This window comes from Streptomyces sp. NPDC041108, from assembly GCF_055592645.1.
In genome coordinates this window covers 35,424-55,029 of record NZ_JBVIYK010000021.1, presented here as the reverse complement: position 1 = coordinate 55,029, position 19,606 = coordinate 35,424, and the positions used below count along the sequence as shown (strand labels likewise).

14 protein-coding genes and 2 pseudogenes are annotated in these 19,606 nt (G+C 74.9%); 8 read left to right on the top strand and 8 right to left on the bottom strand.

Annotation, left to right across the window (positions count from 1 at the left end; translation table 11 throughout):
- Positions 1-102: 102 nt before the first annotated feature.
- The 4 genes from ACZ6BB_RS37135 to ACZ6BB_RS37120 form a co-directional block, all read right to left on the bottom strand.
- A complete protein-coding gene (locus ACZ6BB_RS37135) occupies positions 103-4,245 on the bottom strand; it encodes a TIGR02680 family protein (protein WP_471619530.1) in 4,143 nt (1,380 codons plus the stop codon).
- Positions 4,242-5,651 carry a TIGR02678 family protein gene (locus ACZ6BB_RS37130; RefSeq protein WP_471619529.1) on the bottom strand — a complete coding sequence of 470 codons (1,410 nt, stop codon included), beginning with the start codon at positions 5,649-5,651 and terminating at the stop codon, positions 4,242-4,244. The genes ACZ6BB_RS37135 and ACZ6BB_RS37130 overlap by 4 nt, the downstream gene beginning before the upstream one ends.
- Entirely contained in the window at positions 5,648-7,360 is a 1,713-nt protein-coding gene (locus ACZ6BB_RS37125; protein ID WP_471619568.1) for a TIGR02677 family protein, read from the bottom strand. The genes ACZ6BB_RS37130 and ACZ6BB_RS37125 overlap by 4 nt, the downstream gene beginning before the upstream one ends.
- A gap of 112 nt (positions 7,361-7,472) precedes the next feature.
- The gene (locus tag ACZ6BB_RS37120) at positions 7,473-7,616 is read right to left on the bottom strand and encodes a hypothetical protein (protein WP_471619528.1); all 144 of its coding nucleotides are present in this window, start codon (positions 7,614-7,616) and stop codon (positions 7,473-7,475) included.
- Positions 7,617-7,624: 8 nt separating this feature from the next.
- Here ACZ6BB_RS37120 and ACZ6BB_RS37115 point away from each other — a divergent pair.
- Positions 7,625-8,315, top strand: a pseudogene (locus ACZ6BB_RS37115) (hypothetical protein); the annotation flags it as partial.
- A 53-nt stretch (positions 8,316-8,368) separates the two neighbouring features.
- On the opposite strand, the gene ACZ6BB_RS37110 reads toward ACZ6BB_RS37115, so the two are convergent.
- From ACZ6BB_RS37110 to ACZ6BB_RS37100, 3 genes are read right to left on the bottom strand one after another with little or no spacing between them, the layout of a single operon-like run.
- Positions 8,369-8,872 (bottom strand): HAD domain-containing protein, encoded by a 504-nt coding sequence (locus ACZ6BB_RS37110; RefSeq protein ID WP_471619527.1) that lies wholly within the window; start codon positions 8,870-8,872, stop codon positions 8,369-8,371.
- A complete protein-coding gene (locus tag ACZ6BB_RS37105; RefSeq protein WP_471619526.1) occupies positions 8,869-9,072 on the bottom strand; it encodes a helix-turn-helix domain-containing protein in 204 nt (67 codons plus the stop codon). Before ACZ6BB_RS37105 ends, ACZ6BB_RS37110 begins: the two co-directional genes overlap by 4 nt.
- Positions 9,072-9,200: a hypothetical protein gene (locus tag ACZ6BB_RS37100; protein WP_471619525.1), complete on the bottom strand. Its 129-nt coding sequence runs from the start codon at positions 9,198-9,200 to the stop codon at positions 9,072-9,074. The genes ACZ6BB_RS37105 and ACZ6BB_RS37100 overlap by 1 nt, the downstream gene beginning before the upstream one ends.
- A gap of 475 nt (positions 9,201-9,675) precedes the next feature.
- Between ACZ6BB_RS37100 and ACZ6BB_RS37095 the strand changes: the two genes are divergently transcribed.
- From ACZ6BB_RS37095 to ACZ6BB_RS37070, 6 genes and pseudogenes are all read left to right on the top strand, one after another.
- Positions 9,676-10,893, top strand: a complete 1,218-nt coding sequence (locus ACZ6BB_RS37095) for a DNA gyrase subunit B (RefSeq protein ID WP_471619524.1) — start codon at positions 9,676-9,678, stop codon at positions 10,891-10,893.
- A gap of 15 nt (positions 10,894-10,908) precedes the next feature.
- Positions 10,909-11,238: pseudogene (locus tag ACZ6BB_RS37090) on the top strand (SAM-dependent methyltransferase); the annotation flags it as partial.
- Positions 11,239-11,311: 73 nt separating this feature from the next.
- On the top strand, positions 11,312-11,974 hold the full coding sequence (locus ACZ6BB_RS37085) for a lysophospholipid acyltransferase family protein (protein ID WP_471619523.1): 663 nt from the start codon (positions 11,312-11,314) through the stop codon (positions 11,972-11,974).
- Between the two features lie 227 nt (positions 11,975-12,201).
- Complete coding sequence (locus ACZ6BB_RS37080) at positions 12,202-13,410, top strand: RNA ligase (RefSeq protein ID WP_471619522.1); 1,209 nt, start codon at positions 12,202-12,204, stop codon at positions 13,408-13,410.
- Between the two features lie 2 nt (positions 13,411-13,412).
- Positions 13,413-14,333, top strand: a complete 921-nt coding sequence (locus ACZ6BB_RS37075) for a phosphatase domain-containing protein (protein WP_471619521.1) — start codon at positions 13,413-13,415, stop codon at positions 14,331-14,333.
- 170 nt (positions 14,334-14,503) lie between these two features.
- The gene (locus ACZ6BB_RS37070; protein WP_471619520.1) at positions 14,504-15,922 is read left to right on the top strand and encodes a DEAD/DEAH box helicase; all 1,419 of its coding nucleotides are present in this window, start codon (positions 14,504-14,506) and stop codon (positions 15,920-15,922) included.
- A gap of 38 nt (positions 15,923-15,960) precedes the next feature.
- On the opposite strand, the gene ACZ6BB_RS37065 is transcribed toward ACZ6BB_RS37070, so the two are convergent.
- The gene (locus tag ACZ6BB_RS37065) at positions 15,961-18,969 is read right to left on the bottom strand and encodes an ATP-binding protein (RefSeq protein ID WP_471619519.1); all 3,009 of its coding nucleotides are present in this window, start codon (positions 18,967-18,969) and stop codon (positions 15,961-15,963) included.
- A 161-nt stretch (positions 18,970-19,130) separates the two neighbouring features.
- Here ACZ6BB_RS37065 and ACZ6BB_RS37060 point away from each other — a divergent pair, with 161 nt between their 5' ends.
- Positions 19,131-19,598, top strand: coding sequence for a pyridoxamine 5'-phosphate oxidase family protein (locus tag ACZ6BB_RS37060; protein ID WP_471619518.1), 468 nt, complete (start codon positions 19,131-19,133; stop codon positions 19,596-19,598).
- Positions 19,599-19,606 lie beyond the last annotated feature (8 nt).

Below are 19,606 nucleotides of genomic sequence, written 5' to 3'. Positions count from 1 at the left end.
CGAGGCAACGAGTCGGCATGAGTCTTGAGCGTCCGGGTCCTGGCAGGTCCGCACCGACACTCGGCGCACCCCGCTCGCCCAGGGCCGCCGTGGCGCGGTGGGTCATCCCGTCTGCAGGTCCGCGCCGTTCCAGACGAAGCGGGCGCTGGTGACCGCGTCGTCGTGCCCGTCGGTGAGGAGTTGGTGGACGGCGATGCCGGGCAGCTCGCCGTAGGTGCACCACTCGTGGTCGGAGGTGATCATGAGGTCCAGGTCGAGCGCGGTGAGCAGGGCGAAGACCTGGCCGCGGTTGACGGTGTCGACGCCGACGAAGACCTCGTCCAGCAGGATCGGCCGGGGCGCCAGGGGCACCGCCTCGTAGTGCGCGGCGACGGCGGCGAACAGCGGCAGGTGCAGGGCGATGGCCTTCTCCCCGCCGGAGAGCGCGCCGTGCAGCTTCTTCGTCAGGGGCTGCCAGCCGGTGCCGCCGGCCCGGTCGAGCCGCACGGTGAAGCGGTGCCAGGCCGTGTAGTCGAGCACCTCTCCGAGCTGTTCCTCCCAGGTCGCGGCCGTGTCGCTGCCGCTGGCCTCCCCGATCCGGGCGCGAAGGAAGGCGTGCAGGGCCTCCCGGTCGGACTCGGTGACTTGGCCGGGTTCCTTCAACAGCAGCTCCCGGGCGGTGCGGGTGCCGTCCGGGAGGTCGGGCCGGACGTCCCAGACGAGCTGGACGGCGACACGCGAAGCGGTACGGACCCGCTCCAGGTGCTCGTTCATCCGGTCGACGAGTTCGCCGGCCCGGCGGATACGGACCGCGAGGTGGCGGCGGATGTCGCCGGTGAGGATCTGGTCGAACAGGTGCCGCTCACCGCCGGTGAGGTCGTCGCGGCTGCTGTCGCGCTGCCGGGCGAGCGCGCCGAGCAGGCCCGTCGCCCCCATGCGTACACCGTCCAGGGTGGCGCTGAAGATCTGGACGTCGCCGTCGGGTTCCAGGTCCAGGTCGGCTCGGGCAGACAGATGTCCGCGTGCCTCGTGGACCGCTTCCGCGAGGCGGGTCGCGGCGTCACCCAGGTGGCGTGGCGCGTGCGGGATCGCGGGCCACTTCGCCGCGATGGCGCGGGCCGTCTCCAGGGTGACCCTGGGGTCGTCCCCGGCATCCGGTCCGGGCGCGATGCCGGCGTCCTCGGCCGGCCCGGCCAGGCACAGATGCCGGAGCCGGTGCGCGGCGCGGTCCCGGACCAGGACGGCCTGCTCCTGTCGTGCGGCGTCCTGTCCGCTGACGGCCCGCAGCCCGCCGACACGTCCCTCCAGCCGGAGTTGGAGATCGGCCGCCCGGGCGACCGCCTCCCGGCAGCGGCGCAGTTCCTCGCGCACCTCGGCGAGCCGCGCGACGATCTGCCGGTGGTCCGCGCCGGCGCCGGCCCCCGCCGCCTCCAGGCGCGCCCGCAGACCCGCCGCCTCCGCCTGGGCGGCCGCCGCGTCCCCGGCCTGTTCGTCGGCCGCCCGCCGTGAGCGGTCCGCACGCTCGGCCGACTGCCGCGCCGTGTCGGCCGCGGCGTGCGCGGTGAGGCGGGCGTCCACCCAGCTGTCGGCGGCGTCCCGGAACGTGTCGAGATCGGCGGCGAGTGCCCGCAGCCGGCCGCGGTCGGTGGGCAGTGCGTGTTCCGCGGCCCGGCGGCCGAGCGTGCGCAGGGCGCCTGCCACCTCGTCCTCGCACCGCGCCAGCCGCCCGGCGGCGTGGCGTACGGCATCGTCGCGGGCAGCCGACGCCTCCTCGGCCCGGTCCCGGTCGCGGCGCCGTGCGTCGAGTTCCCGGTGGTCGGGGCGGGCGGCACGGTCGGCGTCGAGCCGGGCCCGGCGGGCGGCGAGGTCACGCGAGCGGTCGTCGAGCGCGGCGAGGGAGGCGCTGGTGCGGGTGATGCCGTCGGTGAGTGCGGCGATCGCGCGTTGCCGGGCCCGCTGCCGGGCGGCGGCGCCGATGTAGACCGGTTCCGGCTTGCTCCAGGAGCCGGTGGCCAGGGCGAGGCGCCAGGCGCCCTGGGCGGACACCGCCGCCGCGTGACCGTCGGGCAGGCCCGCTCCGAACGCGACGCCGGCGAGGATCCGGGTCACGGTGTCGACGGGGACCGGGATGCCCTCCTCGGGTCTCAGCACCGCCAGCAGGCTGTGCCCCGGGGCGGCGACGGCCAGGGCGGACTCGGCGCGGGTGTCATGACCGGGCAGTGTGATCCCGCCGTAGGGGCCGACCCAGGCGTCCAGGAGACCGGATGCCTCCAGCGCGGCCTCCACGGCGGCCTGGACGGGCATCGGGACGCCTTCGCGGAAGGCGATCAGCCGCCACAGGGGTGCTCCCGCGGTCGCCGAGCGGACGGTGGTGCGGGTGGCGGGGGCCGGTGGCGGCAGATCGGTCTCGCCGCCGAGCCGCTGCACCTCCTCCACGAGCCTGCCCCGCTCGTCCCACAGGCCCGGACGGGCGGCCCGTGCGGTGGCCTCCGCCGTGGCGATCTCCCGTTCCAGCGGGCGGGCGGCCGCTTCGACCAGGGCCGTCACCTCGGCCTCGGTCGCCGCTCTCGCCGCGAGTTCCCCGGGGTCGGCGATGCGCAGTTCCGTGCAGCTCCCGGCCCAGGCGAGCAGCCGCTCTCCCTGTGCGGCCAGGGCGGCGTCCCAGGCTCCGGCGGCCTCGTCCCGCCGGGCGATCGCCTCCGCGTACCGGGCCCGGGCCTCGTCCAGCAGATCCTCGGCGGCGCCCCGTTCACGTACCGCGCGGTCGTGCTCGTCCATCGCCTCGGTGACGGCGGTGAGCTGCTGCCGCCGGGCGGTGACCGCGCGCCGCAGCAGGAGGCGGGCCTGCCGTGCCCGGCTCTCGCCCGCTGGGAGGGCGTCGTCGGAGCCCTCCGGCGCCGCCCCGTCGTCCGCGGCCCGCCGTGGCGCGTCGGCGGCGCCGAGGAGGGTGTCCGCCTCGTCGTGGAGGGACTCCAGGCCGGCCGACCGGGCCGAGCCGCGTGCTTCCTCGGCGGCTTCGCGCGCGTGCTCGTCGAGGGTGCGGGCCCGCTCCGCCGCCTCGTCGGCGTGCCCGCGGTCCTGCTCCGCCCCCGCCCGAGCGGTCCGGGCGAGGGCGCGCTGCCGGACGGCGGCGGCCGCCGCGTCCTCGGTGCGGCGGCGGAGCCGGTCCAGTTCCTCGCCGCGCCCGTACGCCTCGCTCCGCCGCAGGCCCTCGACGGTCTCCTCCAGGGCGCGTGCGCGCAGTTCCTGTTCCTCGCGCAGGGCGCGGGCCGACTCGCGTTGCGCGAGGGCCTGCGCGAACTCCGCGGCGCTCTGCCTGGCGGCGCGGGTGAGGTCGTCCGTCTCGGTGGTGGCCTCGATCAGCGCGGCCGCTGCGGCACGCAGGACCCGTCGCGCGTAGGCCCGCTGCCGCGTGGCGAGGGTCTCGGCCGCCGCCACCTCGTCGTCGAGCCGTCGGAGGTGTTCGCGCTGACGGTCCAGCTGTTCGAAGCCTTCGGCGAGTTCGGCGATCTCGCCCTCGCCCAGGGGCGGCAGGGCCCGGGAGAGCAGGGTGGAGAGCAGCGACGGGTCGAGGCGTTCGGACAGCTTGGGCTGGCGCAGCTGGAGCAGGGCGGACAGCAGCGACTCGTAGCGCTGCTCCCCCATCCCGGTGAAGAGCGCACGGCGTACGGCGGTGCGGTGGTCGCCGGCCGAGGTGTGGACGTCGCCCCGGTCGCCCAGGGCTTCGCCGAGGGCGGCGCGGGTCAGTGGCTGTCCCGCCTCGTTGACCAGGAGCACGCCGTCGGGGTGGGCGATCCGGGCTCCGGTGGTGAAGTAGTCGGCGTGCACCCCGGTGGTGTGCACGCTCGCCTGCAGACGGGCCCCGCAGCCGAAGAAGCGCTCGGTGCCGTCGTCGTCGACACGGCGGAACTCCATCCAGACGTACCCGACACGGGTCTTGCCGGTGGCGCCCTCGCCGAGCAGGTTCCAGTGCATGGTGCGTTCCGAACCGCCGAACGTGGAGAGGCGGTTGGGGCGGAGGCTGGCGTCGAAGAGGAAGGGCAGCAGCAGTTCGAGGGCCTTGGACTTGCCCGAGCCGTTCTGGCCGCGCAGCAGCAGGCGGCCCTGGTGGAAGGTGAACGTCTCGTCGTAGTAGCGCCAGACGTTGAGGATGCCCGCGCGGTACGGCTGCCAGCGGCTGCCGGGTGTGTCCGCCGCTCGCGCCGGTGTGCGCGCGGGCTCGGTGGCCTCGGGCCGCCGAGGCAGGGGAAGCTCTGTCAGGCTCACTGCTCGTCCTCCTCTGTCTTCTCGGGCTTCTCGGGCTTCTCTGTCTTCGCGATCTTCTCGGGCTTCTCGGGCTTCTCTGTTTCCGGCGCGTCCGATACATCCAGTACGTCCGGTGCCGCGGATGCCGCCGGTGCGGATGCCGCCGGTGCCTCCGGGGCCGAACGCGTCGTCCCCGTCAGGCGGTAGCGGTGTGCGGCCGGGCGTGCGAGGACACGGCCGTCGGCGCGGTGGGCCAGCCCCATGTCGCACAGCACGCCCACGGCGTCGTCGGACAGGCGGGCGCCGCCGTCCTCGGCCCGGTAGGTCCTGGCCCAGCGCGGGAAGCGGCGCAAGAGGTCGTTGCCGGCCTCGGCGAGTTGCTCGGGGAGGAGTCCGGCGGGCGCGGCGCACAGGGGTTCCAGGAGGAGCAGCGCGGCGACCCGGGCGGTGGTGGTGTCGTCGGGGAAGCGGACGTCGGTGGCCAGCGCGTCCGGGTCGACGAGCAGGAAACCCTCGGCGCGGTCCTCCAGCAGGAAGCCGGCCTGTTCGACCGAGCGGCGCAGTATCCGGCGTCCGGTCAGGGAGGTGACGTAGGCCAGTTCGTCGTCGGTGAGGTCCGACCGGTACAGGACCGGGTCGTCGAAGAGGCGGCGCAGCACCGAGTGCCGCAGCCGCAGACTGCGCTGGGCGTCCGTGGCGTCCGTCTCGGCGTGCTCGTCGTCGGCCGCGCCGTCGCCGGTGCCCGTGTCGCCGTAGCGGCGTTCGCGCACCAGGCCCGTGAGGAGTTCACCGAACCGGGTGGGCACCTCGTCAGGGGGTACGGCGAGGCGGGAGGCGCCGACGGGCGCCGCGGGCAGGCGCATCAGCAGCGTGGTGTCCACGCGGTAGAGGACCTTGGCCTCCGGGGACGCGACGTACGCGTCGGTCGACCCGTCCACCGCCCGCAGCACGTCGTACGACTCCAGCAGTTTCAGCACGTCCACGAAGGCCGTCCGCTCCGCGCGACGGGCCGGGTCGAACGCGGGCAGGGCCCCGTCGGCGGCCGTGGCCCGGACGACACGGTCGGCGAGCATGCCGACGGTCGTCATCGGCGTCGCCAGCAGCTCGGCCGCGGTCACGCACAGCAGCACATAGCGCCGGCGGTCGAAGGGGGCCCGGCCCGCTCGCGCAGCGCGGGCCGGGCGGGAGCCGTCCGGGTCGGCGCGGACCTTGGCGAGGCGCGCGTATCCGCGGCGGGGTTCCACCACCAGGCTCCAGCCGCAGGTGTAGTCGAACCAGCGGGCCACCGGCTCGCGGCGGCGTCGTACCAGTGCGAAGCCGTCCGGGTCGGAGGTCTCGGTGAGCAGGGGACGGGCGAGCAGGAGACGGACGGCGCGGGAGACCTCCTCCCGTTCGGTGGCGGCCAGTTGGTTGGCGAGGCTGCTCATCCGGCCGTCTCCCGGCGCGTGGCGGACGAGTGGCCGGCCGGGGAGGCGGCCACCGACGCGGTGGTGGGCGGTGGCAGGGGCGGCCGGGCGGCGGGGGCCGGGGGTCGTCCGGGGTGGGTGCCTCGCTGCGGCGGCTGTGCGGCCTGCCCGGGCCTCACCGAGGGCTGGGCCCACGGCTGCCGGGCCGGTGCCGGCTCCGGCGGCCGCGGGGCCGGGGGTGTGGCTGCCCCGTCGACCTCCGTGATGCGGACGACGTAGTCCGGTCCGGCCAGCGTGCCCCTCGCCGTGCGCAGCAGGGCGGTGCGGCCGTCGGGAGGCGGGGCCAGCGCGATCTCCACCCGGCCGTCGCCCGTCGTGGCGCGCCGCAGACCTGCCGAGTCCGGCCGGGCGGACAGGGCGCGGCCGAGCAGGTCCAGCAGGCGGTCGAAGACCGCGGGTTCCAGCTCGCCGAAGGCGGACAGCCGCACCGGGCCGCTTGTCTCCAACGTCCGCCAGGCCAGGGCGAGTTCGGCCCGTTCCGCGCGGGCCCGTTCGGCGCGCTCCGCCCTGACCGCCGCGACGTCGCGCACCCTGGCCGTCCGGGTGAAGCGCTCCGTGCGTCCGCTGCTGCGCAGCAGCGTCGACACCTCCACGGGCGGGGTCTCGGCCCAGGAGCGGGAGGAGGGGATCAGTTCCGGGTCGGGGTGGGCGAGGTGCGCGTGGCGTGCCGGACCGAGCCCGAAGGCCGCCGACCACAGCCGGTGCAGGTCCTCCTCCGCCGGGGCCGCGGCGAACCAGCGCGCCAGTTCCCGGAAGTCCTGCGCGGCGCCGGAGGAAGGGCGGCGAGACGTGTTGATCCGCTCCAGGGCCTGAAGGAGCGAGACGATGGCCCGGCGGGCGATGTCGTGCAGCTGCTCGATCCGGGGCCGCGCCCCGTCCTCCGGCCAGAACCACGACCGCAGCCCGGTCCAGCGGGCGCGGCGGTTCTCCAGCCAGCCCGCCGCGGGGTCCGCACCGGCCACCGGCGGCAGTTCGGCCCCGCGCAGTGCCCGCTCGCGCAGGCCGGCGCTCCCCCGTTCCTCGACCCGGGCCACGGCGGCGGCGACCGTCCGTCCACGCCGGTCGAGGTTGACCAGGAACTCCTGGAGGTAGGCGACGGTGGCGGCCTTGACCTCGCGGAACACCTCCGGGTCGGTGCTCTCGGCGCGCAGCAGCCGCTGCAGTTCGCCGTTGAACGCCGTGGTGTTCTCCACCAGGGTCTCCAGGTGGCCCTCCAGCTCGCGCAGCGCGGTGAGGATCCGGCGGTCGGCCGAGGCGGGTGCGCCGGACAGCAGGCACAGCTCGTCCAGCCGGTCGGCGATCGCCTCCAGCACGGCCGTCTGCAGCGCTCCCGTGGAGGCGAGGACCTCCAGAGCGTGCCGGACCCCGGCGAGGGCGGCCTCGCCCCGGCGGGTCAGCGAGTACCGCGGGGTGCGCCGCTCGTACTCCTCGGCCGTGCGGTGGTGCTCCGCGTGGTCGTGCACCACGTCCAGCAGTTCCCACCGCACGAGTCTCCCGAGCGTCTCGTGCAGTTCGTCGTCCTCGACCACCGCCGTCCAGCCCGCCCCGTGCAGCCACGCACGGACCGCGTCGAGCCCGAGCGCCGTCTCCAGATGCTCGCCGGCCGTGCCGAAGGCGTCCAGGACCGCCCCGTCCAGATCGGATGTCTCCCCCGTCGTGAACCGGAACATCTCGGGTGGAACCCTGCGCACGCCCGTCGTCCTCCCCACCGCCTCGCCGGCATCCGGATCCCCACCGTAGAGGGCGGCACGGTCAATCAGAAACGAGCGCCTGACAGCGGTTTCATCCGGCGGGGTGCGGCCGGTCCCGGTGCGCGTCGGACCGGGGCGCACGGCAGGCCGGGACCGCGGGCCGTCCGTGCGGGGCGCGGGCGGCCAGGGCTTCGAGCAGCAGGTCGACCGCGTCCTCGAAGGAGCTGTCGGCCATGACCAGCAGAGCGCAAGGCGGCCGACCCGAGCTGGACGCCGTCCAACGCCGGTGACCGCAAGGACATGGCGATCGCCCTGTACTCCAGCGCCGACGACGGCGCGACCTGGAAGATCATCGACAGCGTCGCGACCGGCGGCGGGCAGGGCGGCAGCGCCGGCGCGGTCGGGCAGAACGTCGCCAAGGCGAACACGTACAAGCAGGTGGATCCCCTGTGGGAGCCGTACCCGGTATCGGATCGCGAACGACCCGCTGAAGTTCTTCCAGGGCTCCCCCACCGGCATGGGGGGCGTCGGCGCGCTGCGGGTCGTCGCCGGCTCGCGGCCCCTGGCGGGAGGCGGCAGCCCGGTCCTCGTCCGGCTCCCCGACGGGCACCTGGTCTACAACGCCGCGGGAAGCGGCAACGTCTGGTCAACGACAGCGGACGCTCCGACGGGGTGTGGAAGGAGTACCGGACGACCTCGCGGGGCCGGCTACAGCCGCAACCTGCAGTACGTGGACGCCACCGGCCGTGCCGTGATCCTCAACAACCAGGGCACGTCGGTCATCGCCCACGCCGAGGTCGACCCGAACGGCCACGTCAAGCTGCAGTCGGCCAAGAACAAGAACCTGTACCTGACCGGCGCATCCCCCGACGCACCCCTCACCCTGCAGAACGCGACCACGGGCGGCTCCCAGGACTGGAAGCCCGTTCCGTAGCGGCCCCGGGGTCCATCCGGTGGGCGCACCCCGAGGTCCGGCGGCGCCCCGCGCTACACGGTGGCCGACCATGCCTGGAGCACGGTGAAGTCGGCGGGGGTCATCCCCACCTCGGACGCGACGCGGTGGAGGAGGGCCCGCCCCCGGTGGTGCCGTGACACCCAGGCGCGGTCGAGGCCGGTGATCTCGTCGTCGACCCAGATGAACGGGCGCCCGGCCGCCTCCCGGACGAGGGCCCGGGTCTTCCAGTGCAGCAGATCGGCGTGGTCCTCCTGCGGGCACTCCGGCAGGGCCACGACGGGCAGCGCCGGCAGTCCGAGCAGCGGGGCTATCACCTCGTTGGCGTCGTGCATCCACGCGGTGGCCCACATCAGCTCGCAGGGCAGCCGCAGCAGGCGCGGTCCATGGGTGAGGTCGATCTTCGCCAGCTGGGGATTGTCCGTGTGCTGCCAGGCGACCCACTCCTCCGGCGCCGAGGGGAGCCGCCCGCCACCGTAGGGCAGGAGTGTTCCGTCGACGTCCAGGAAGAGCAGCGGGCGTCCCGTGCGGCCGGTCATGTCTCCCACCTCAGCAAATCCCCCGGCTGGCGTTCGAGCACCTCGCAGAGCGCGGCGAGGGTGGTGAAGCGGACCGCCCTGGCCCGGCCGTTCCTGAGCACCGCCAGGTTGGCGGGGGTGATCCCCACACGTTCCGCGAGTTCACCCACGGACATCTTCCGCTTCGCCGGCATCACGTCGATGTCGACGGCGATCGGCATCAGATCACCTCGGACGGCTCGGCCCGCAGGCGCGTGGCCTCGATGTCGCGGGTGACGGCCTTGGCGAGCAGCATGCGCAGCATGCGCAGCATGCGCAGCAGGAGGACGATGAGCGCCGTCCCCGGCACTCCCGGCCCGGCACCGCCAACGAGGACGGGCGTGCACCCCTGTGCCATCTCCGCGTCGAGACCGTCCAGATCCGCGGCCGGCAGAGGGCACCATCACCCCCTGCACGAACAGCGAACCGACGAACAGCCCCATGATCACGGCACGCAACGCCGGCACCTCAGCTTCCCCATGACACCCTCCCCCGCCGAGCAGCGATAGGAATCTATCGATAATCGATAGGCATGGCAAGCGGCGGGACCGAGCGGGGCCGCGGGTCGGATCGGGGCCCGCCGGTGCGCCGCGAACGGGGTTGTACGCGGCCCGGGCGGGCCCTCCGACGCGCTCGGACCGGGGTGCGCGAGGCCAGCGCGCGCCCCCTCGCGACAGGCGCCCAGCCGGCCGCCCACACTCTCACCGAACACGGTCTGACCTGGACTTTCTCCCTCTTTCCCCTAGGCTGACGGCCTCTGCTGACACCCATCGGAGGGGGACTCGGTGACGGACGGAACCAGCGGGTACGACGCCACGCACATCGAGGTGCTGGAGGGGTGGGAAGCCATCCGGAAGCGGCCCGGTATGTACGTCGGCTCGACCGGCGAACGCGGCCTGCACCAGATGGTGTTCGACGCCGCCGACCGGGCCGTGGCCGAGGTGCTGACCGGCCGCGCCCGGTCCGTCGCCCTCGTCCTCACACGGGACGGCGGCGTACGGGTGTCCGACGACGGGCCGGGCCTCCCGGTCGCGGCGGCCGGCCACACCGGCGGCCCCTGTCTCGAAGCCCTGCTCACGGGTACGGCGCCCGGGAAGCGGGCGGACGACCGCCACACCGTCCACCTGGACCTCTTCGGCATCGGGCCGTGCGTCACCGCCGCCCTGTCCGGCCGCCTCACCGCCGAGGTACGGCGGGACGGACTGCGGTGGGTCCAGGAGTACGTCCGGGGTGTCGCGGTCACCGCCCCCACCGCCGTGGGTCCGGCGGGCACGAGCGGGACCGTCCTCACCTTCTGGCCCGACCCCGGCATCTTCGAGACGGTGCGATGCTCGTACACGGTGCTGGCGGAGCGCTTCAGGGAACTGGCGTTCCTGAACCGGCGCCTGGACATCTCCCTGACCGACGAACGCCCCGGCGAGCGACGGTCGGAGCGGTTCCGGTTCCCGGGCGGGGCACGGGACTTCGTCGCTTTCCTGGACGCGCGGTCGGGGCCGCCCGTCCACCCGGACGTCATCGCGTTCGAGCGGGACGACGCGCGGCTGGCGGGAACCGTGGAGGTCGCCCTGCGGTGGTGCGGCGGGCGCGGGGCACGGGTCCTCTCCTTCGCCAACAGCCGCCCCACTCCCGAAGGCGGCACGCACCTGTCGGGCCTCCGGGACGGCGTGACCGCCGCGGTCGACGCCTATGCGCGCCGCCGGGGCCCGCGCACGGCCGCGGACCCCGGTCTCGGCACCGACCGGGCCGTCGACGGCCTGACCGCGGTCGTGTCGGTGAAGCTGGATCGTCCCGAGTTCCCGAGCGCCACCCGCGGCCTGCTCGGTGGCACGCAGGTGCGCGATCGTGTCGCGGAGGCGGTCCGGGAGCACCTCGGCGCCTGGCTGGAGGCCCACCCGGAACAGGCCGCGGCGATCGTCGACCGGATCGTCGCCGCCCCCGGGCGGGCGGGTGCGGGCACGGCCGGTGGATCGGGAGAGGGGACGGACGGACGTCCGAGCATGTGATCGAGGACCTGGTGGCGCCACGGCCTCCGCGAGCTCCTCGCCGAGCGGGGCGCGGAGCTGTCCTACGGCCGCCGTCCGCCCCGGCTGCTGCGCGAGGCGGGCCTGACCGAGGTGCGGGCCGACGCCTGCTTCCCCGTCTCCGGCCCGGCCTGCGCGGCGCTGGAGACGGCCACGGTGCGGCAGGTCCGCGACCGGTTGGTGGCCAGGGTCCACGCGAGACCCGCGGAGATCGACACCCACCTCGCCGACATCGCGGCGGGCGGCCTGGACCTGGCGACCTCCCCGATGATCTCGGCCTGGGGACGCAGGCCGGCGCCGTCTGGGTACCGGCACGCCCGCGGTTGAGTACGCGCACTCAGGACCGGTGCGGCGGGCGCGCCGAGGATGGGGTCCTGCCTCGTCAAGCCCGGGAGACCCCATGTTCAGCCGCCTCGCCGATGTCCTCGTCCCCGCCGTCGGACGTCTCACGGTGACCGTCGACGCCGGATCCGCGGTGGCGCCGGGCAGCATCGTCGTCGCGAACCACACCTCGCTCGCCGATCCCGCCGTCGTGCTCGCCGCGCTGCACCGGCTCGGCGTCCAGCCGGTCGCCCTGGGCGCCGCGGGCCTGTGGCGCATCCCCCTGCTCGGCCGTGCGCTCTCCCGCGAGGGGTACGTGCCCGTGTACCGGGGCGACCCGCGCGCCGCCGACGCGCTCGACCTCGCCGCCGCCGCCCTGGAGAGCGGGCGTACGGTCCTCATCTACGCCGAGGGCGGGATCCCGTCGCGCAAGGACTCCGCCGAGGCCGCGCCCGGAACGTTCCGCACCGGCCTGGCCCGGCTCGCCGCGCGTACCGGCGCGCCCGTCGTCCCGGTCGGCCAGGCCGGCGCACGCCGGATCACCTCCGGAAACACGGCCAAGCAGCTCGCGGGGCTGGTCACCGCCCCGCTGCGCCGCCCCGGCCTGCACGTCCACGTCGGGACACCGCTCACCCTCACCGGCGGCCACACCTCGGACACCCGGCAGGCGCATGCCGCGGTGACGGCCGCCTGGCGCACGGCGGCCGCCCACCTCGGCGAACCGGCCGCGCTCGCCGCCTGACGGACGCACCCGCAGATGAGAGGGGCGTACGGCGTCCCTGTGCACGGTGTTGACGGCCGTGGCGGTACGGCGCGCGCCGGCCGCAGGCTCGCCGCCAGTGAAGATCGTCGGACTCCAGCCCATGAGGGCCCCTCCTCTGCTCGGGACGTACCGTACGGCTCCCGAAATCCGTTACCCGAAACGGCCTCCCCCACCTGACAATCAGGGACCACCCAGGGGAGGAACACATGAGCCAGGACCACCTGACTCTTCATGAGCTGCTGCCGCCGCACGAGCTGGCGGCCGCGCTCGACGCGGGGCACGTGACGCGCAAGGCGCACCCGGAACTGCCGCTGTCCATCTACACGTACACGAGGACATGCCAGTACGAGCGGGTGTGGAACCGGGTGACCACCCGCTGCCGCGGTCTCGTGGCCGACGACGCCACCGGTGAGATCGTCGCGCTCCCGCTGCCGAAGTTCTTCAACGTCGGGGAGCACGAGTCCGGTCAGCCGTACGCGCCCGGCCTCCCCGACGAGCCGTTCGAGGTGTACGACAAGGTCGACGGCAGTCTGGCGGTGGTCTTCCACTACGCCGGCCGATGGCGGGTCGCGTCCAAGGGGTCGTTCGTCAGTGTGCAGGCGACCTGGGCGCAGCGGCTGCTCGACCAGAAGGACACCTCCGGACTCGTGCCGGGGGTGACCTACCTCGCCGAGATCCTGTACCCGGAGAACCGGATCGTCGTGGACTACGGCGATCGGCGCGACGTGGTCCTGCTGGCCGCGTTCGCCAAGGACGGCACCGAGGTCGCCCTCGCGGAGGCCGCGGCCGGCTGGCACGGCATCGGCTCGGTCGTCACCGTCCGGCCCGCCCTGCCGCTCACCGAGCTGCTGGCCATGACGGAGGGCAACCGGCTGCCGGGCGGCGGGGCCGCCACCGGCACCGACGCGGAGGGCTTCGTGCTGCGCTTCGCGTCGGGTGTCCGTGCCAAGGCCAAGTTCGCCGAGTACGTACGGCTCCACAAGGTGCTCACCGGTGTGACCGAGCGGGACATCTGGCGCGGTCACGGCATCCAGCGGTTCGCCGGCCTGCCCGCCAAGCAGGTGGCGCAGGCGCTGAACTGCTCGGCCGGAGACGTCGTCGCGTCCGGCGGCAGGCCCCTGGACGCGCTGCTGGAGCAGGTGCCCGACGAGTTCGACGCCTGGGTGCGAGGCGTCGTCGCGGGCATCGAGAAACAGGTGGAGGACCGCGAGCGGGCGATCGACGAGGCGTTCCGGTCCCTCGCCCATCTCGCGGGCGACCGCGGGGCCTTCGCCCGCGCGGTGCGGGAGCTGCCCGACGCGGCCGTACGCCCCGCCATGTTCCTGCGCCTGGACGACCGGCCCACCGAACTCGTGACGTACCGTTCCACCCGGCCGGAGGCGTCCGACCCCTTCAAGAACGACGAGGAGAACTGACCGTGCCCGTTGTACATGTCATGACGGGCCTTCCCGCCTCGGGGAAGACGACCGCCGCGCGCAGGCTGCAGGCGGAGGCCGAGGGGCGGATGCGTCGCGTCAACCTCGACGATCTGCGGGCGATGCTCGACGTCCCGCTGCCGGAGGGGGCCGGGCGCCGGTCGTACGCGCACGAGCAGACCGTACTGGCGATCCAGGACGCGGCGGTGCGGGCGGCCGTGGACGACGGCTTCGACGTCGTGGTGGACAACACCCATATGACACCGCACATCCCGAAGCGGCTGAAGGCGGCGGTGGCGGGGCTGGCCACGTTCGTCGTGCACGACTTCACCGACGTACCGGTGCAGGAGTGCCTGCGGCGCGACGCCGCGCGGGAGCGGCCGGTAGGCGAGGAGATCATCCGGATCCTCGCCGACAAGCACGAGAAGTCCCGCAGGGGCGGCTGGCGGCTCACCGCGGAGTGGCTGAACGACCAGCCCGCCGTCGAGCCGTACACCGCCGATCCCGCGCTCCCCTCCGCGGTCATGTGCGACATCGACGGCACCCTCGCCCTCCGGGGCGACCGGGGCGCCTACGACTTCACCCGCTGCGAGGAGGATCTGCTGAACGAGTCGGTGCGCGGCGCGCTGCGCGCCTTCCGCGGTGCCGACGGCGACGCGGTCGTGCTGCTCTCGGGTCGTGGTGAGGAGCACCGGGGCCGGACGGAGGCGTGGCTGCGCGCGCACGAGGTGCCGTACGACGAGCTGTGGATGCGCGCCGCCGGCGACCAGCGTCGCGACGACGTGGTGAAGGCGGAACTCTTCGACCGGCACGTACGCCACCGCTACGCGGTACGGGTCTCCCTCGACGACCGTGACCGGGTGGTCGCCGTGTGGCGCCGGATGGGGCTGCCCACCTGGCAGGTCAACTACGGCAGCTTCTAGCCGGCGCGGCCGCGGTGCGCGGACGGCCTGGGGCCTGGGGCCTGGGTGACACGGGCGGGCCGGTGGGCGCCCGCTGGTAAAATGGGGGCACGCTTCGACAGCGTTGGGGCCCGTACCGAGGGGTACGGGCCCCGGCGCGTTCCGGGCGCCAGACCAGGAAAGGTTCCCCCATGAACGCGAAGCCGCCGGCCACCGGGCCCTCCTCCGCCGGCACCTCCGGACGGGCCGCCGGGCCGCAGGGTGAGCCTCCGGCGCGGGAAGCGGCCGCCGGGGACCTGCCGCCGGCCGGGTCCTTCGACGCGCTCGGGCTGCCGCCGGAGCTGCTGCGGACCATGACCGACCTCGGCGTGCGGGAACCCTTCCCGATCCAGGCGGCGACGCTGCCGAACGCGCTGGCCGGCCGTGACGTCCTCGGCCGCGCGCGGACCGGGTCGGGCAAGACGCTGGCGTTCGGACTCGCGCTGCTCGTCCGCACGGCGGGCCGACGGGCGGAGTCGAAGCGTCCGCTCGCCCTGGTCCTGGTGCCGACCCGGGAACTCGCACAGCAGGTGACCGACGCGCTGACGCCGTACGCGGGAACGCTGGGGGTGCGGCTGACGACGGTGGTCGGCGGGCTGTCGATCAACAAGCAGCAGGCCGCGCTGCGGGCCGGCGCCGAGGTGGTCGTGGCGACGCCGGGGCGGCTCGCCGACCTGGTGTCGCGCCGGGACTGCCTGCTGAACCAGGTGCGCATCACGGTGCTGGACGAGGCGGACCAGATGTGCGACCTGGGCTTCCTGCCGCAGGTCTCGGAGATCCTGGAGCAGGTCCCCGCCGACGGGCAGCGGCTGCTGTTCTCCGCCACCCTCGACCGGGATGTCGACCAGCTGGTGCGGACCCATCTGCACGACCCGGTGCTCGCCTCGGTCGACCGGGTCGCCGGCTCGGTCACCACGATGGAACACCATGTGCTGAACATCCACGGCGCCGACAAGTACGCGACCGCCACCGAGATCGCCGCACGGGACGGCCGGGTGCTGATGTTCCTGGACACCAAGGCCGGCGTCGACCAGTTCACCCGCCATCTGCGGGCCAGCGGCGTACGGGCCGGCGCCCTGCACAGCGGGAAGTCGCAGCCGCAGCGCACGCACACGCTCGGCCAGTTCAAGGACGGCGGGATCACCGTGCTGGTGGCGACCAACGTCGCGGCGCGGGGCATCCACATCGACGCGCTCGACCTCGTCGTCAACGTCGACCCGCCCGCGGACGCCAAGGACTATCTGCACCGGGGCGGGCGCACGGCGCGCGCCGGTGAGTCCGGGAAGGTGGTCACGCTGGTCACGCCCAATCAGCGGCGCGACGTGAACCGGATGATGTCCGACGCCGGGATCCGTCCGACGGTCACCCAAGTGCGGTCCGGTGAGGCACAGTTGACCGCCATCACCGGGGCGAAGCGCCCGCCGGCCCCACCGAAGGCCGGTGGCGGCAACGCGCCCTTCCGCGGCATGGGCACCCGTCCCGGCCGTGCCGCGAAGGAGTCCCGCAAGGCCGCCGAGGCGCGCAAGGCGGCGGAGGCCCGCGCGGCGGCCCGGGTGCGCAAGGGCCGCTGACCCGGGCGGTCCACGCTGAGGAGCCGGGCGGTCCACGCTCAGGAGCCGGGCGCGAGGCCGAGGCGGGCGAGTGCCGTCGTGCCGGCGGCGGTGTGGCCGTCTCCGGCGAGCAGAAGCGTACGGGCCGACTGGTAGGGGCAGCCCGCCGCGTCGAACGCCTTCGCGGTGGCGAGGCGGTGGGGCAGATCGCCGTCAAGGAGGGCCTGCGCGCGGTCCAGTTGGGCCGTCACGACGGGGTTCCCGGCGACCAGGGTCCGGCCCTCGGCGACCCGTTCGCGGGCCTCCGGGTGGCCGGTGAGGACCGACGCCTCCGCCCGCAGGCCCACGTACCAGTGCAGCCAGATCCAGGAGACCCACTTCCACACCGCGTCCGGGGCCGGTGCGAGCCGTTCCAGGGCCGCCTCCGCGTCGCCGTGGTGGAGCAGGACCATGGCGTCGAAGACCGCGCCGTAGCCGTGGTGGTGCTCCGCCGCGGTGCCCGCCTCGGTGACGACGCCCAGCCAGGTCTCCCGTGCGTCGTGGTCGCCGCGCAGGCCGTGGATCAGGGCGACCGACGCGGCGGCCGGGCCGAGCGAGAAGGAGCGCTTCCGGTCGCTCCGCCGCCAGGCGTCGATGAAGGCTTCGCTGCCGGTGATCACGTCGCCGGCGTTGCCCGCGAAGGCGTCCACGACCAGCAGCCAGGACGTGGCGTGGTGTTGCACCTCGGCGAACAGGTGCTGGTCGGCGAGCTGCCGGGCCCAGTCGCGGGCCTGCGGCAGCCGGCCCACGCCGAGAGCGGTCCCGGCGGCCATGGCGAGGGCGTCCATCCGCTCGTGCGTGCGGGCGGGGGTGGGCGGCACCGGGGCGAGGACCTCGATCCGGCGCCGGGCGGCGTCCGCCGCGCCGAAGGAGTCACCGGCCCAGGTCCGGGCACCGGAGAGCGCGTCGCGGGCGGCGGACTCGGCCACCGGGTCCCCCGCCCGGCGGGCGAGATCGACGGCGCGTTCCGCGTGACCGACCGTCTCCTGCGCGGTGTTGTCCACGTCCCCCTGCACCGCGCCGAAGGCATCCGCGTCGACCGCGGCCTCGGCGAGGGCGAGGGCGGCCGCCGCGGCGGCCGCCGAGACGAACCCCGGGGCCACGCGCGACGGATCGGTGGCCCCGCGAACCGTGCCGGAGGCATCCGCGACAGCCGCCGACGGACCGCGCGGCGCCCCCGGCGGCGCTTCGGCCGGGGCCACGGCCGGCAGGTCGGACTCGGCGTCCGACGGCACGTATGCCTTCGCGTCCGGCGGCAGCTGGGCGGTGGCGGACAACTGGCGGCGGGCCCGGGTGAGCAGGTCGGCCACCTCGTCGACGGCCGGGAGCCGGGCGAACTCGCTGGAGAAGCGGTACGCGACGGTGGCCGCGGCCGCCAGGTCGCACGCCGCACCGGCGGTGTCACCGGCCCGCCGGGCGGCCTCGACCGCGGCGCGGTGGAGGCGGAACATGTCGTCGCCGAGCCTGCGGCAACCGGCTACCGCGGCGGCCTGCCGCAGCGCCTCGGCAGCGGCGGCGTCACCGGCCGAGCCCACCGCGCCTTCGGCGCCGGTCTCGCTCGCGAGCGCCGCCGCCTGCTCGTACCGCTGCTGGGACTCACCCGGCAGGTTGCGGGTGAAGGTCAGCCCGGCCAGGGCGAGGGCCAGGCGGTGGGCCTCCGGGCGGCGCTCCGGGCGGTCGGCGGCCCAGGCGAGGGCGGCGCGCAGGTCGTCGGCCAGGGCGTCGAAGCGGGCGCGCCAGTCCGCGTCCCCGGTGCCGGTGAGCGCGGCCGCCCCGGCCAGGCACCAGTCCAGGTGACGGGACCGGGCGTCCGTCAGCTCGGCGGCCTCGGCGAGCCGCTCGGTGCCGTACTGGCGGATGGTCTCCAGTGCCTGGTAGCGGGTGCCGGTCGCGGTCGGTGTCGCGGTGAGCAGGCTCTGTTCGGCGAGCCGGCCCAGCCCGTCGGTGATCTCGGCCGCGTCCAGCGGGGCGAACCCGGCCACGGCCGCCGCCGCCTCGGCGGTGAACGGTACGACGAACACCGAGATCCGGCGCAGCAGCGCCCGGTCCGGCGGCTCCAGCAGGTCGTGGCTCCAGTCCAGGGCCGCCCGCACCGACCGGTGCCGGTCCTCCGCGCGGGGCCCGCCGGAGAGGATCCGCAGCTGGTCGGAGAGGCCGGCGGTGAGGCCGTCCAGGCCGAGGGTGGGCCACCGCGCGGCCGCGAGTTCGATGGCGAGCGCCATACCGTCGAGCCGTTCGCAGACGGCCGCGATCCGGTCGCGTACGGCCGGTTCCGGTGGCCGGCCGACCGCCGCGGCCCGCTCCAGGAACAGGGTCACGGCGTCGGACTCCGCGCCGCCGTCCGAGGACAGCGGCGGAACCGGGAACACCCACTCGAACGGCACCAGCATCCGGGCCCGGCTGGTCGCGAGGACCCGTAGTCCCGGACAGGCGACCAGCAGCCGTTCCAGGAACGGCACGACCCCGTCGCGTATCTGCTCGCAGTTGTCCAGCACCAAAAGGGCCTGACGGTCCGCCAGGGCGGTCAGCACCGACGCGTCGACACCGCGCCCGGGCTGTTCGCCCACGCCCACGGCCGCCGCGATCGCGGCCCCCACCCGCGCCGGGTCGGTGACCGGGGCCAGGTCGACGAACCACACCCCGTCGGCGAAGTCACCCGCCGCGTCGGCCGCCACCGCCAGCGCAAGACGGGTCTTGCCCACTCCGCCGGGGCCGACCGCGGTCACCTGACGGCGGGTCTTCACCGCCTCCGCCAGCTCGGCGCGCTCGCGGGCCCGGCCGATGAACGCGGTCAGCGGCGCCGGGAGGGCGGGAGCCGGGCGGGGCCGCCCGGCACGGGCGATGTCGGCCGCGCGACGGGAGAGCGCCCGCCGGTCCGGCTCGTCGAGCTTGCGCAGCAGGGCGGAGACGTGCGACTCGACCGTGCGCACGGAGATGAACAGCCGCGCGGAGATCTCCGCGTTGCTGAGGTGTTCCCCGAGCAACGCGAGCACTTCGGCTTCCCGGGCCGAGACCGCTGGACTGGACATCGCACCATTATCCGCTGCTCCGTGGCGTCTGCGTGGTGGATTCCGTGCTCACCACGGAGGCGGGCCGTGGGCCCCCCGGGACAAGCTGTGACCACGGCGATCGCACCCGGCGGACACATCCGGGAGGGTCGCGGCCCGCCCCACCCAACCGAGGAGCAGACATGACGAGGACCGGTTCGTCCACCGCCCCCCGCCCCCGTACGCGTCGGCGCCGGGACACCGAGCACCGGCTGGCCCATGACGTCGACGTCTGGGTGGCCAGTGCCTCGGTGGACGGGATGCCCTGTCTGGTGCCGCTGTCCTTCGACTGGGACGGCGAGACGCTGCTGCTGGCCACCCCGGCCGACAGCCCGACCGGCCGGAACCTGGCCGCGAACCGGACCACGCGGCTGGGACTGGGCGTGACCCGGGACGTGTCCATGATCGAGGGCCGGGTCGAGGTGCTCCCGATCGGTGCGTTGCCGCGGGAGCGCGGGGACCGGTTCGCCGCGCGCACCGGCTTCGACCCCCGGGAGTCGTCCACGTCGTACCACTGGTTCCGTATCACCCCGCGCCGCGTCCAGGCGTGGCGCGAGGCGGACGAGTTGACGGGGCGTGAGCTGATGCGCGACGGCCGCTGGCTCGACTGAACCACGGT